Source organism: Paenibacillus sp. J22P143, assembly GCF_059692035.1.
The window spans coordinates 810,170-824,725 of sequence record NZ_JCAUAQ010000001.1 but is presented as its reverse complement, the minus strand read 5'-3'; the positions used below and the strand labels follow the sequence as shown (position 1 = coordinate 824,725).

The window sequence follows — 14,556 nt, the reverse complement described above, 5'->3', positions numbered from 1 at the left end:
TTAGATAAAAAGGATTGGTATCTTGCTTGGATGGGTGAAGGAAATGATGCTAACGTACCTGCAACGATTTTCCCACAATTCGGTGGAGCGGGTATGAATTATAGCGCACAGTTGCCCAATTTTTATGATACAAATGGTAATAAGTGGAATGCCATCGGAAACAGACTTTTTTCATCGGATTTCAATAAAATACAGTCCAACGATTCTGGTCACAATCCTCCCGATGTGCGTTCCTGGTTGAGAACGGAAGGCAACAAATATCGTTATATTCTTGTTACTTCGAGAGCGAGCGCAAGCTACGGTGATTTCGCGAGTGTGAACATTAACCTCAATGTTATGGCGAATGACACCATTAATGTCAGCAGCAACAATTATGATGCATTGCAGGGGCGTGTTAATGAAGCGAAAGCACTCGATGAGGGATATAAACACGACGGAAGCTATAAGTATTCCTATTATTCGAGACTGAATCTTACGCAGCAGATCTCCAAAGCGAATTATATCATTAGCCAGAAAGTTGTGAATAACACAATTTACAATCAGGCAGACATTGATAAAGCTGTGAAAAACTTGGAAGATGCAATGAGCATGATGGTCGAAACACAGGGTCTGCATGGGCTGATCCAGGATGCTTGGGAAATCATACACAGTGCTGGGTATGTGTACGGCGGGGGCGTTTACGCGAATTACGGAATAAACGGAACCGCGCTTACCGGCGGAGCGTCAAACGTGTATTTGGCTAATTTGAAGAATGGTCCATTCAACAGAACTAAGTTTGTTAAGCTATACCGCGATTTGCAGTACATTATGTGGTCGTATCGTGCACCCACTAGCGTGTGGTCGACTATCGTGCCCGGCAGTATAAATTCGAACATAAGATTGGATAATTCGGGCGATCTGAATTTCGGCAAAAACGAAAGCTGGACGACGGCAAGCGTAGCTGCAAAGCGGATAGAAATAGATCAGGTGAGCCAGCTTTTGCAGGCGGACATCAACAATTTGCTTGTGGTGGACACGCTGAGCGCAATCACAGCGCCTGGCGCTATTACGGGACGGCCCCTTGGCTCAGCCAAAACGGCGGCGGCACTAGGATTACCTGCCCAAGTCGTCATAGTAACGAATACGGGGAATGTGAATGCCGATGTAACATGGAAGGTAGATGCTTCAAACTATAATCCCACTGTTAATACAGCACAGACCTTCACTGTTAATGGAACTGTAGCTTTGCCAGCTGGGGTGACAAATCCTAATAACGTGCCTTTGACAACAAGCGTTAGCGTATCTGTACAAAATGTTGTTAAAGTAGAAGCTGAAAATTATATTGCTATGTCTGGGATTCAGACAGAGAACAGCTCGGAAGGGACAAAGAACGTAAGTTATATAGATACGGGAGACTGGATGGACTACGCTGTAAATGTGCCAGAGACAGGAGTTTATAAGGTAAATTACAGGGTATCTGTAAACACTGGGAATACAGGCAGAGTCAATTTCCTTGTAGATGGTGTTTCTCAAAAAATAACATCGTTGCCGTCAACCGGGGGTTGGCAGAATTGGAGTACCGTATCCGACGAAGTTTCCTTAACTGCGGGCCAACATACGATAAGGCTGCGCGTAGAAGCAGGCGCATGGAATATTAACTGGTTTGAGCTGGTTGCACCTCCAGCGCCAGCAACACCAAAGTCTACATTGACAGGTGCACAGCAGGTACTTTCTGGTCAAGCCTTCACTCTGACGATGGGACTAGCCGACGTTACGCAAAGCGTATATAAGCAGGTATACGCCCAGGATTTCACACTACAGTACGACCCTACAAGTGTGCAATTCAATTCAGTGACTACCTTGAAAGAAGGAGTCCAAGTCATCGATCAAGATGATACTGTTCCAGGAAAACTTCGAATTGTGGCTGCCAGTGTGAACACGAACGTATATGCCCCAGGCGACATGTTCGTATTCAACTTTACGGCGAAATCATTGCCCCAGACAACACATTCGACAATCTCTGTAGATTATGTAAAGATTGCCAACGCAGAGGGGAATGAACTGCCGGTTGAGGGTGCTTCCCACGAGATTCAAATTACCGTACCTGTTGTACCTGTAGATAAGTCGCTTTTGAACGGGGCAATCGCAAGCGCTCAGACGAAGCACAATGTAGCTTCGGAAGGTAATGATGATGGTCTGTATGCGACTGGCTCCAAAGCTTTATTACAGTCGGCAATCAATACGGCCAGTGAAGTAGCGATTAATTCAAACGCGACTCAGCAGCAGGTGGATAATGCGAAAGCCGCATTGGTAGCGGCAATTCAAGTGTTCACAAGCAAGTTAATAACCGCAGATATCAATGGGAATGGTGTCTCAATTGGAGACTTGGCTTCTGTAGCAGCTGCATACAAAAAAGAACCAGGTCAAGAGGGCTGGAATGAGAAAGCGGATGTCAATCATGACGGCAAAGTAGACATTTTAGACCTTGCCATTGTAGCTAGAGCGATTTTGAAATAAAATATCGCCGAATACTTTATTGAATGGAAATTTGGAGTAATCGAATTAGAGAGATTGAGGAGTAATCGGTATTGAAAAGGGGGAGCATGTCTTCCCTTTTCTTTGCTGCTTTGGGCAATTGTACTAGCGAATGTATTTTAATCACTTATTCATAGACGATCAAGTCGGCTTCTGATGAGAATTCTAAAATATTCTCACAATGCTTTTTGAATATATTGTAAATGTCGAAAAAGATCGTTTTTTTGAGATAATTGTGCATATTTTTAGGATATTCAATGTATAACTGAAATTTTATGATTAGATCATCAACACTGCGATTTTTGCATGACAGCGATATGAATAGTGTATTTGAATGGGATGGAAAGCGTTTTCGATGACTTATCAAGGAAGATGATACTGTCATCACTATTTCGTCATTTACTTAGCTGAATTCAAAAGGTAGACAAGCACCCGATTCTGCTGCAGTGGAATTTTAACTATTATGTAGAAAGGAGAAGTGTCTGTTCTTATTATCTCCAATCCTTTAATAATATACTTTTGAAAGGTGGATTATTTCGATGTTAAAAAAACTTCTTAGATTCAGTTTGGCATTGCTTTTGACCATATTCTTGCTTCCACAGGCTCCTATTCATGCCAACTCTAGCCCGATCTATGTACTTTCCATCACGGAACCAAGTATAACGGTAGGTAATGACTTTGAAGTGAAGCTGGTAGGTAAACAATTAAGCAATTTGTATGCGTTTGAAGTCAATTTATCGTTTGATACAAGCCGTTTAGAGTTTGTAAAAGAAGTCACAGCAAAAAGAGATGACCTCTATATAGTGAGTCCTATTGTAAATGGTAACAAAATTCAAATCGCACATACAGAAATGCATAATTCACCGGGCCAGAGCGGCGATGTAACGCTGGCTACGCTGAAATTTCATGCGATTAATCAGGGATCGGCCGAAATTGTCCTAGACAACATAAAACAGGTTAATGTGGTGAATTCGAAATTAATGAGTGACGTTGTTCAAATCAATACCAAGGTACTGGCTGCTATACAAGCACCAAGCAACACCCATATTCCTGCTGTACCAGCAGGTTTGACGGCTACCGCAACAAGCGCATCACAGATTAATGTAACTTGGAGCAATTCAACTGACGCTGCGGGTTATGATCTGATGGTAGACGGAGTTGTTCATACGGATAAATCAAGTCCATTCGCGCACACAGGTCTTGCAGCAGACTCAACTCATACCTACAAGGTAAGGGCAAAGAATTCGGCAGGAATCAGTGAATGGAGTACAGAGGTAAGTGCGAAGAGTGATACTTCATCGGACAACGGACCAACGGAACCAACGGGACCAACGGAACCAACGGAACCAACGGAACCAACGGAACCAATAAACAACAATACCCCTCCGGTTGATGCATTCAATAGCAATATAGTAAATGAGAGTAGACTTATCGATTTGATCACTTCCAAAGTAGCGGAAGCCAAGAAAGATGATGAGAAGGTTGAACTGGCTGATATTAAAGGCCACTGGGGCGAAAAGACAATAAATACGTTTGTGAAACTACGCGTTATTGATGGGTATGAGGATGGAACATTCCAAGCGGACGGGAAAATCACACGAGCCGAGTTTGCCATGATTATTTCACGCATATTCGAAATCACCAACGGCACGAATCCATCGGCTATTCTGCACGATATTGACAGCCACTGGGCAAAAGACGCTATTCAGAAACTTGCGAACGCAGGGGCGATTGCTGGTTACGAAGACGGCACGTTCAAGCCGGACAAAACGATTAGCCGTGAAGAGATGGTTCTTATTATTTCCCGTATTGTCAACTTGAGTAAGCTGGACAAAGATGTTTCCAAGGGCAACTTAACAGATCTTGCAAGTGCAAGCTCTTATGCTGTAAATCAAATCAAAGAAGCAGCAGAAGCGGGCATCATCAGTGGCAAGAACAATGGGGTTTTTGATCCACAAGGTACATCCACGCGTGCGGAGGCTCTTACGGTCATTTTGAATGCATTAAACCTTAATCCGCAACTGAAAACACTCTTGGACAGCTTGAAATAATCGCAATATGTTTTAGTCATAATTACTAAAGGAGACTGTGAAGATGCTATCCACCTATACGCGAGTCAGCATTCACGCAGCTACGGCAATATGCTTCTTTCTTGTCGTCTTTGTTATTATAAACAAAGGCGAGCCGTTTCTCTCCTTTGTGACGATGGAACAAATCCAATCATTTAAAACCATTTTCATCAGCATTATATTGGAAGCTATTCCTTTCGTGTTGCTCGGTGTATTACTGTCTGCATTGCTGCAAAGTTTTGTATCTGAACAAACGATCCGTCGCTGGATTCCTTCCAATCCGTTTCTGGCCATTATCTTCGCCTGTTTATTGGGTATTCTTTTTCCGGTATGCGAATGCGGCATGATTCCCGTCGTTAGAAGATTGATTTTGAAAGGAATGCCCGTATATGTCGCTGTCGTATTTATCCTTACGGGACCAATTATCAATCCAATTGTGTTCTCCGCCACGTATATGGCCTTTCGCAATCAACCTGACATGGCTTATTCGCGTATGGGGCTTGCTTTTGCAGTCGCTGCTGTCATCGGCTTGCTGATGTACCGGTTCCTGAAAAGCAACCCTCTGCGCAACAGCCGTGGACACGTATCCGAGAAACCATCAGGGGAAGGACATCAGCATCAAGGCAATAAATTAACAACGGTTTTTGTCCATGCCTCGGACGAGTTTTTTGAAATGGGCAAGTTTCTTGTTTTCGGATCCCTAATTACAGCTGTCATCCAAATCTTTATGCAACGTGATAGTTTGGTCGCCGTCGGACAAGGTCCGATGAGCTCACATTTATTTATGATGGGCTTCGCCTATGTGCTGTCGTTATGTTCGACTTCAGACGCTTTTGTTGCTTCATCCTTTCAGTCGACTTTCACCGCAGGTTCCTTGCTAACATTTCTAGTGATAGGTCCAATGTTGGATTTCAAAAGCACATTGATGTTGCTCGCTGTATTTAAAACAAGATTCGTAGTGGTACTATCTACGCTTGTTGCGATTACCGTGTTGGCGGGATCGCTGTTTTGGGAGGTTCTTGGATGAAGGGAAATCGCTTAATGTGCTTGCATTATTTGCTTCGGACGATTATTTTGCTTGGATTTTCTGCTTATATCGTACTTTTGACCAAAACCGACGCACTCCAGTATTACTTAGCACCACGCATGATGATATACGTCAAAATAACTGCTGTTACCTTATATGTTATTGCCTGTTTTCAGGGTTATTCGGCCATTCGTATTTACCGTGGCAAACGAATGGCTTGCGACTGTGAACAACCTGTTCCTCAATCTGCTGTTCGAAGTTCGTTGTCGTACGGATTGCTGATTCTTCCTTTGCTTGTTGGCTTTTGCCTTCCGAATGCCGCGTTAGGCAGTGCTATAGCTTCGGCCAAAGGGATGAATCTCTCAACTGCGAAGCAGGAGCGGCCCAAGAGCAGCTCAAGTGCAGTCCTAAGTACGTCGGAGCTTACGGCAGCTACTGCTAATACCGATGCAGAGATTGAGCAATTGTTCCACGATGAGTGGGAAATAGAACTGTCCAAGATCGGGATGTATCTGTTTAAAAAAGATCTGATCGTTGTCAAGCCGACTCTGTACAAAGAGATCATCTCATCAATTGATCTGTTCAAACATAATTTCATAGGTAAAAAAATCGAGATTAGCGGATTTGTTTACCGGGAAGAGAACATGAAAAGCAATGAGTTTGTCGTTGGACGTTTTGTCATAAACTGCTGCTCCGCGGATGCCATGCCATATGGGGCCATGATCAATTTCCCAGAAGCGCAGAACTACACCAAAGATACTTGGGTCAAAGTCACAGGCACAATCCAAAACGGCAATTACAACGGCAAGGATATCTTCATGATAAACGCTGAACAGGTTGAGAAAATTGGAGTCCCGGATACTCCGAATCTTCACGCGAATTACGATCCTCTTAAGGAACTCGATTAAACAATAAAGGGGTACAGCCATGAACCTGCGTTCACTCTTGTCCATGTCCATGATCATTATCCTTATGTGCTTAGGCTTTGCGACAACTACGCTTGCACATACTGTAAGCACAGGCCTATCCTCATTAAATGTGAAAGGGACTGAGATATTCTATGACCTTTATTTTGATGAAAGAGATTTGATTGAAAAATTCGATTCTAATGGCGATAATACGCTGGAGAACGGGGAATTAATCTCGCAAAAAGAGAGTCTCGAATCGTATTTACAGAAGGGTCTTCGTATCGATGTGAATGCAATTCCCTTAAAGATGGAAGTCCTTTCGATGAAGGTGGAACAACGAAGTTCCGTAAAATCTGCAGTGTTTCAACTGAGATTTACGGCCGATCAATTAATCGAACAATTTAATATTCATTATAATCTGGCGTTTGATGAAGTGCCAGCTCATTCGAGTATACTCATAGTCCGTTCAGGGGAAAGTTTACAGAATGATGTTATTGATAGTGCTAAGAGAGAGATATTGATCAATCTTCCCGATCCTAAGCTTGGGCCAGTTTTGTGGAAATACTTTAAGCTTGGAATCGAACATATTTTGACAGGTTATGATCATTTAATATTTTTGCTATCTTTGGTGTTAATCGCCTCTCGGTTTAAAGAAGCTTTGAAAATTGTTACTGCTTTTACAATCGCCCACAGCATGACACTATTCTTGGTGGCGTCGGGTAGCGTTCACGTCATTCCATCTTGGGTCGAAGCGTTGATTGCGGCGACGATCTGTTACGTGGCCGTGGAAAACATGTTTGTTCAAAAGGCGAAATGGCGGTGGGTATTAACAGCTATTTTTGGTCTGATTCACGGCATGGGCTTCGCAGGGGCCTTGGCTGAAACTGGACTTCCGAAGGGTAATCTGATTGGTGCGCTCCTGACGTTTAATTTAGGTGTGGAAACTGGGCAAATCATGATCTTGTGCCTATTATTGCCTCTCTTGATTTGGCTGCGAAAGTTCCCTTGGTATCGTAAAGTGATGATTTCAACGTCTTGCCTTATTTTTGTACTTGCCTTGTATTGGTTGATTCAAAGATTGCAATAAGGGGAATTTTTAATTTCATGTGTTTAATTTGTCGGATTGTTTAAAATTGACAGTGTTTCTTTGTGTAAATTCAAAGTAAGATTCGAATTATTGAGCCAGTTTAAAAAACTTCGAAATGGGTCCAGAATGAAAGATTCAATTTTCACACTGGATGGATGTGATAAAATGTGAAAATCACGGAAGCAACTAAGCAGTTCAGGCATTACAAGGAAAGTATTAGAAAATCATTCATTATCTACGCGATTATTCCAGTAATCATTATTACGCTGGCAGGTTATTTTCTGTCTTTTTCCATCTTATACAAGACTATTGTTTCAAGCAATGATGACTATAATGAACAAATATCGGGAATTATTGGGAATATTTTTGATTCTTATCAAGAACAAGTAGATCAATTGTCTAGAGATGAAAACACATTGTTATATCTGAAGACGAATTTTTCCAACACGCATTTGTATGAAAGTTTTTATAACTTTGTTAATCAAAGTGAAACGAAAGGGAATTTCTTCGTATTTAACGATAAACTTAAGCCTTTAATACAAAGCACGATTCGTATTCCTGAATATGCGCAAGACGAAAGCTCCTTAAAGTGGGGACCACTTCAAAGGATGCTAGAAAATCCTGAAAAGATTGTTTTAGCCAGGCAACAAGCTTATACTGCCGATAGTCCAAGCTTGATAGTTGGCAAAGCGATTGTTATGGATGGGCATGTTGTTGGCTTTATCACTTTCGACTTTATCAAAAGTGACCTAGTCAAGCTTATCAGTAAAAATTTCTCAACGAGCGTCGTAATCACCGATAATTTCGGGTACGTGATTGCTAGCACGAATGATTTGTTAATTAACGAATTAGGGAAAATTGATATGAATTTCAGGGACAAGTCAGGTGTTGTCCAATCAAATGACGACAGTCAATATATTAAGAAAACGGAAATTCTTGATGGGGAAATATGTATTTATACATTTACCTCTATCGGTTACTTTAAATCCATGCTTATTTTGTCAGGTGTGTTGTTAAGTTTACTTTTTGGCATGTTGACAGTGACAACCTACTTATCTGCTAGAAAAATTGCAGATAGTAAAACTAGAGTTATTGACGACATTGTTAAGGCCATCGAGAATGTTCAAAATGGTAACTTGGAAACCCATCTCAAGGTCAATACACATGATGAATTTCAGGTTTTTGCTGAAGCATACAATCAGATGCTAGACGACATTAAAAAATTAATTGAAGCGAACAAGGAAAAAGCCAGGCAAAACATTTTATCAGAAATTAAACAACTTGAATCCCAATTTAATCCACACTTCCTATTCAATACACTGGAAACCATTCGTTATATGGTAAAATTGAACCCGTCTTCTGCAAATTCGATGATAGTTGTACTATCTAAATTGTTAAGATACAGCATCAATAGCACCATTTCTGATGTAAGTCTTGAGGAGGATGTTGAATACACCAAGAACTACCTTGTCATTCAAAAATATCGTTTTGGAAATAAATTTGAGTATGACATCCATATTGATGAAGTTGCTTTGGATTGTATTGTTCCCAAACTTATCGTTCAGCCGATCATAGAGAATGCAATTATGCATGGATTTTCTACCCGCCAATCCTTGCGTGTACAGATCAAGGCGATTATTACCGGGGATAATCTGGTCGTCAGCATAACTGATGATGGTGATGGAATGAATTCACAAACTTTACAAAAGATCAGGCATATCTTGGAGCAAAATAATAACAATTCTTCACATGTTGGATTGTATAATGTCCATAGGAGAGTACAGCTCATTTACGGCGAAAAGTATGGAGTAGACTTATCAAGTGAGCATCTTGGCGGAACAAACGTAACAATCACAATGCCGATTGATAGGGGAGGTAGCGACCATGCTGAGGCTGATCATCGTTGAAGATGAAGAGATTATCAGAAAAGGGCTTGTTCATACCGTTGATTGGCTGTCAATGAGTTGCATAGTTGTAGGGGATACCGATGACGGACAAAAGGGACTTCAATTGATTGAGGAGCTTCGTCCCGACTTAGTCATTACAGATATTAGAATGCCTATTATGAATGGAATCGAAATGTTGGAGCAGGCGTTGAGAATATATCCGTTTCATAGTATCATCCTGACCATCTATACTGAATTTGAATATGCGAAGCAGGCTATTTCATTGCGAGTGTTTGAATATTTGCTTAAACCTGTGGATGAAATCAAACTAGCTGAAGTTATTGGAAATATCAGGAACGGCATTAGGGAAGGCAAGGTTTACGACGACAATAATAAATTGAAAACGATAGGGGATACACAACTATTCGACTTGGATAGTTTATTTAATGACGAACAAAAACTGAATTATTATGTTAGTGAAACGATCGAGAGAATCAAGAATGAGTACCATAAAAAGCTGACCGTTGAGGCTATTGCCGATGAATTGGGAGTAAGTCCAAGCTACTTGAGTCGTAAGTTGAAGGAGGTTACATCCCAAACTTTTTTGGACATTCTGAACAAATACAGGATTCAAAAAGCTATAGAACTGCTCGCCACAGGTAAATGCCGGATATATGAAATAGCCAGTATGACGGGATTCAGTGAATATAAATATTTCTGTAATGTGTTCAAAAAATATACAGGAGCAAGTCCGACGAATTTTATGAAGCCCGGAAGTCGTGTTGTTCCTAAGAATCCGCGAGAAGAAAAGTAAAAGTGATTAAGTATTTAGCAACAAAAATCTCATGAGAGGGTCAGTGCCTTTAATGAGTTTTTTGTCTAGTTACATTGTCCAGAAGGATGTTCATTAATACGGATAGTTGTACTTTTTTTTCGGATTGTCCACAAGATTGCTTTGGACTACAATAAACATGTAATCCTGTGACTTTCTGATATTCAGACTTATAAAGAAATGGAGGAGAACTAGCTGAGCGTAACTATTAGTGTAAAAGATGTTGTCAAGAAATATGATAATGGTAATATTACAATTATTTCAGGAATGTCCTTAGATATAAAGAATGGAGAATTCTTTACGCTACTTGGACCGTCCGGTTGCGGTAAAACGACATTACTGAGAATGATTGCAGGGTTTAACACGATTGAAGAAGGAAATATATTTTTTGACGATCAAGTCATCAATGATATTCCAGCTCACAAGAGAAATATCGGTATGGTATTTCAGAACTATGCCATCTTCCCGCACTTGACGGTGCAGCAAAATGTAGAATATGGCTTGAAGTTAAGAAAACTTTCAAAAGCAGAGATTCAAAAAAAAACAGACACTATTATGAAAGTTGTAAAAATCGATAAATACAAGGAAAGACTTCCTGAGAAACTATCCGGTGGTCAGCAGCAGCGAGTAGCGCTGGCTAGGGCTATTGTCATACGCCCCAGTGTTCTACTGATGGACGAGCCACTCTCGAATCTAGATGCCAAGCTGAGAGTTGACATGAGAACCGCCATCAGGGATATACAAAGGGATGTTGGTATTACGACTGTCTATGTAACCCACGATCAAGAAGAGGCTTTGGCCATATCCGATCGAATTGCTGTCATGAAAGAAGGTGTGATTCAGCAGGTAGGGAAACCGAGAGATATCTACACTCGTCCTGCCAATGTATTTGTGTCGAGTTTTATTGGTCATTCCAACTTCTTCAAGGGCACGATCCAACTAACAGGAAAAGATAAACGTATCGTGTTTAAGAATGGCTATAGCATTCCTATGGATAATTTGGTTGATGATGTGAGCGATGGACAGAACGTTATTATTTCGGTTAGACCTGAAGAATTTTCAATTGCGGAGAGCGGCTTGGAAGCTAGCATTAGTAAAAGCACTTTTCTGGGACAATATATCAATTATGAGGTTGCTTTCCAACAAGATATCACAATGGACGAGAGTCTGACCTGCGAATTTGTTCAGGATTTGGGCCAAGTAAACAAGTTTTACGAAAATCATGATAAGGTTTATCTAGTCCCAAAAAGTGATAAGATCAACGTGTTTACCGACGATGGATCACAGAGTTTAATCAAAGGCGTGATTAAATTTGGCTAAATTCAAGTTTAAGTTTGATTTTTGGACAATAGTAACTTTGGGAATAGCGGTATTATTCGCCATATTTCTGGTCTACCCTTTATTTTCCTTGTTTTTAACATTCCACAATTTCGTTAAGTTTTCCAGAAGAAATTTTACTATAGAAGGCATTCGAGGGATATTTGCGCATGCGGCCATTTTTGTGGTCGTGTTTTTGGCAATTATCCCACAATTGACAGTCATGGTGACATCTTTCCTAGAGATGCAAGGTTCTCGTTTCATAGCAGCTTCCACGAATTACTTCGGGAAAAAATAATATTCCTATTTTGACACCGCCTTCCTTCTCTCTATTCACGGACTAAGCCCCTACTTAAAATATTTCCACCGTCTTTGTCGACGATTTAAATTTGAGGTGATAAATTATGCGTTCATTATCGGATGATGAATTATTAAATGTTTTAAATGCTGCCAAGAAAGTAGAATTAGAATTAGATATTGAATTTATTGAATTGATCAAAAATGAAATTAATCGACGGCAAATTAAATTCGAATTTTCATTAATTGAAGAAAAATTTATATATCAAGTAAGCTAGTATTCCTAAGATTTTACCGCACCAAGAGTAAGCCCTTTAACAAAATATTTTTGCAAAAGAGGGTATGCTAATATGATCGGTCCAATAGATAGTACGCAGGTAGCCATTCTTGCGCTTTCTCCCGGAAGCATACCAATCGACTGTTCAATGGATCTAGAGGCGGCTTCGTTGCTTAGCAGAACCTGAATATTCGTCATTAAGGACTGAAGCAAATATTGAAGATTATAGAGTTTATTGTTCTCTATAAACAACGCGCAGGTGAACCAGTCGTTCCAATAGGCGACAGAAATAAACAACCCAATAGTCGCAAGAACAGGCGTAGACAGAGGGAGTACAATCCGGAAATAAGTCATGAATTCCCCCGAGCCGTCAATCCTCGCCGATTCAATGATAGCGTCAGGCAGCGATTTAAAAAAGTTGCGCATGATCATCACATGTACCGGCGATACAAGCATCACGACGACTAGAACAAAAAATGTATCCTTCAAGTGGAGGTATCTGGTTATCAAAATGTAATATGGAGCCAATCCTCCGTTAAATAAAATCGTAAAGAACACAAGGAACGCTATATAATTCCTGTATTTGACTTCATTTCTTGAAATAGCATAGGACATCAGCGAGGTCACAAATAAATGAAGAAATGTGCCAACGACGGTGACGAGGATTGTAACCTTGTAAGCATTCAATATGGATGAAGTGCCAGAGAATACAAACTTGTAACCTACAAGACTGAATAGGTTTGGTATCAGGTGAAATCCGTCGATCAAGAGTGATTTTTCATCTGTTAAGGAAATAGACAGCACTAGTAATATCGGTATTAGGCACATCGCACTATATACGATAAACATTAAATTGATCAGAATCTTCGGAAATATATTCCATCCTGTGAAGGATATCGTTTTCACTTTTACACGCTCCTCAAATTAGTACGCTAGAATAGCGAGCTATCGGAATCATATTTCTTGACCAGATAGTTGGTAATCAGCACTAACACAAATCCAACAACTGATTGATATAGTCCTACTGCAGCTGACATACCGATATCATTTACAGTGCGCAATGATCTGAAAACGTAGGTATCGATAACATCGGTCGTCGAAAACAAAATTCCTGATTCCCGTGGTAGATTGAAAAATGCGCCCCAATCGCCAAGCCCACCGTTGAAAATCTTTCCGAGCGAGAGGAGTAAAAGGATAATGACAACTGGCATCAATAACGGAATCGTAATGTGTATTGCCTTCTGCCATTTGTTCGCCCCGTCGATTTCAGCTGCTTCATAATAATCTGACGATATTCCCAGTAAAGCGGCAACATAAACAACTGAAGTATAGCCGACTGACTTTAAAATAAATGCCAACGGCATGATAAAACGCCAATATAGCGGCTCACCATACCATTGTATCGCTTCTAAACCGAATGATTTTCGAAAACCGTTAATTACCCCCTGATCGCTAAGCAATGCGTACACAATATACTCCCCTACGACCCAAGATAGGAAAAACGGAAGCAACATCACACTTTTATAAAGCGATGTCCGGAACCGGCTGCCGGTTTCCTGCAACAAGATGGCGAAAACTAAGGATATCACGGTTACCGTCACGATGATGATCAGGTTGTAAAAAATCGTATTAAACGTAACCCTCCATACCGCATCGGACTTGAAGAAAAACTCGAAATTTTTAAACCCGATCCATTTGCTGCCCCATACACCCTTTATCGGGTTATAGTCCTTGAAAGCGATTAACGCTCCGAACATAGGCAAGTAACTGAATATGATGAAATACAGCAATCCTGGCAGCGCCATGACGTAAAATGGCCAGCGTCTGAAAATTTCCATTGAAAAAACTTGCCGACGCATGGAGCCGGTCTTTTTGAAACCATTCTTTACAGCAGTTGTGGCTGGTACATTGTTATTCATTTACCCACTCCTCATTAATGAAAGTCTTGTTTGTTTGGACACAATTCCACAATAGCCGAACAAAGAAAATCATAAAACAGTAAAAAGCATATTTTCCTTTGAAATTCACTATGACGGTTCTTAAAAAAATAATGGTTTCTCTAATTTCTATTTTTTGATATAAGGTTGAACGAACTACTCGAGCCCAACCGTTGGGGCTGAGATTCAAAAAGTATTTGAAATTTCTTTTCGCATATCGAAGAAACAGATGCTGATCAAGGGAGTGTCGGAAATCTATAAAAACTTTAAAATAATAAGATATTTATGAAATGTAAATTTTTTGAAGAATCATCATATTAAATTATCAAAGGAAACCATATTTTTTTATGTATGAAAGATCTCCGTAATCTACTAATGTGAAACTGCAGCCAATTGCAGCAGTAC

General features: G+C 40.5%; 11 protein-coding genes. 9 read left to right on the top strand and 2 right to left on the bottom strand.

Annotation, left to right across the window (positions count from 1 at the left end; translation table 11 throughout):
* From AC58PQ_RS03750 to sda, 9 genes are all read left to right on the top strand, one after another.
* Window positions 1-2,496: carbohydrate-binding protein (locus tag AC58PQ_RS03750; RefSeq protein ID WP_497240609.1), on the top strand; the 2,496-nt coding region annotated here is incomplete at its 5' end.
* 557 nt (window positions 2,497-3,053) lie between these two features.
* Entirely contained in the window at window positions 3,054-4,565 is a 1,512-nt protein-coding gene (locus tag AC58PQ_RS03745) for an S-layer homology domain-containing protein (protein WP_497240608.1), read from the top strand.
* A gap of 43 nt (window positions 4,566-4,608) precedes the next feature.
* Window positions 4,609-5,610 (top strand): permease, encoded by a 1,002-nt coding sequence (locus tag AC58PQ_RS03740; protein ID WP_497240607.1) that lies wholly within the window; start codon window positions 4,609-4,611, stop codon window positions 5,608-5,610.
* Entirely contained in the window at window positions 5,607-6,518 is a 912-nt protein-coding gene (locus tag AC58PQ_RS03735; RefSeq protein WP_497240606.1) for a TIGR03943 family putative permease subunit, read from the top strand. Before AC58PQ_RS03740 ends, AC58PQ_RS03735 begins: the two co-directional genes overlap by 4 nt.
* Window positions 6,519-6,537: 19 nt before the next feature.
* The gene (locus tag AC58PQ_RS03730; RefSeq protein ID WP_497240605.1) at window positions 6,538-7,605 is read left to right on the top strand and encodes a HupE/UreJ family protein; all 1,068 of its coding nucleotides are present in this window, start codon (window positions 6,538-6,540) and stop codon (window positions 7,603-7,605) included.
* 167 nt (window positions 7,606-7,772) lie between these two features.
* Window positions 7,773-9,512 carry a sensor histidine kinase gene (locus tag AC58PQ_RS03725; RefSeq protein WP_497240604.1) on the top strand — a complete coding sequence of 580 codons (1,740 nt, stop codon included), beginning with the start codon at window positions 7,773-7,775 and terminating at the stop codon, window positions 9,510-9,512.
* Window positions 9,490-10,305: a response regulator transcription factor gene (locus tag AC58PQ_RS03720; RefSeq protein ID WP_497240603.1), complete on the top strand. Its 816-nt coding sequence runs from the start codon at window positions 9,490-9,492 to the stop codon at window positions 10,303-10,305. Before AC58PQ_RS03725 ends, AC58PQ_RS03720 begins: the two co-directional genes overlap by 23 nt.
* Window positions 10,306-10,518: 213 nt before the next feature.
* Window positions 10,519-11,643, top strand: coding sequence for an ABC transporter ATP-binding protein (locus AC58PQ_RS03715; protein ID WP_497240638.1), 1,125 nt, complete (start codon window positions 10,519-10,521; stop codon window positions 11,641-11,643).
* Between the two features lie 401 nt (window positions 11,644-12,044).
* Window positions 12,045-12,215 carry a sporulation histidine kinase inhibitor Sda gene (gene sda / locus AC58PQ_RS03710; RefSeq protein WP_497240602.1) on the top strand — a complete coding sequence of 57 codons (171 nt, stop codon included), beginning with the start codon at window positions 12,045-12,047 and terminating at the stop codon, window positions 12,213-12,215.
* Window positions 12,216-12,220: 5 nt separating this feature from the next.
* Here the strand turns inward: sda and AC58PQ_RS03705 are convergent, their stop codons facing one another.
* A complete protein-coding gene (locus AC58PQ_RS03705) occupies window positions 12,221-13,120 on the bottom strand; it encodes a carbohydrate ABC transporter permease (protein WP_497240601.1) in 900 nt (299 codons plus the stop codon).
* Between the two features lie 26 nt (window positions 13,121-13,146).
* Window positions 13,147-14,133, bottom strand: a complete 987-nt coding sequence (locus tag AC58PQ_RS03700; RefSeq protein WP_497240600.1) for an ABC transporter permease — start codon at window positions 14,131-14,133, stop codon at window positions 13,147-13,149.
* Between the last annotated feature and the right edge of the window lie 423 nt (window positions 14,134-14,556).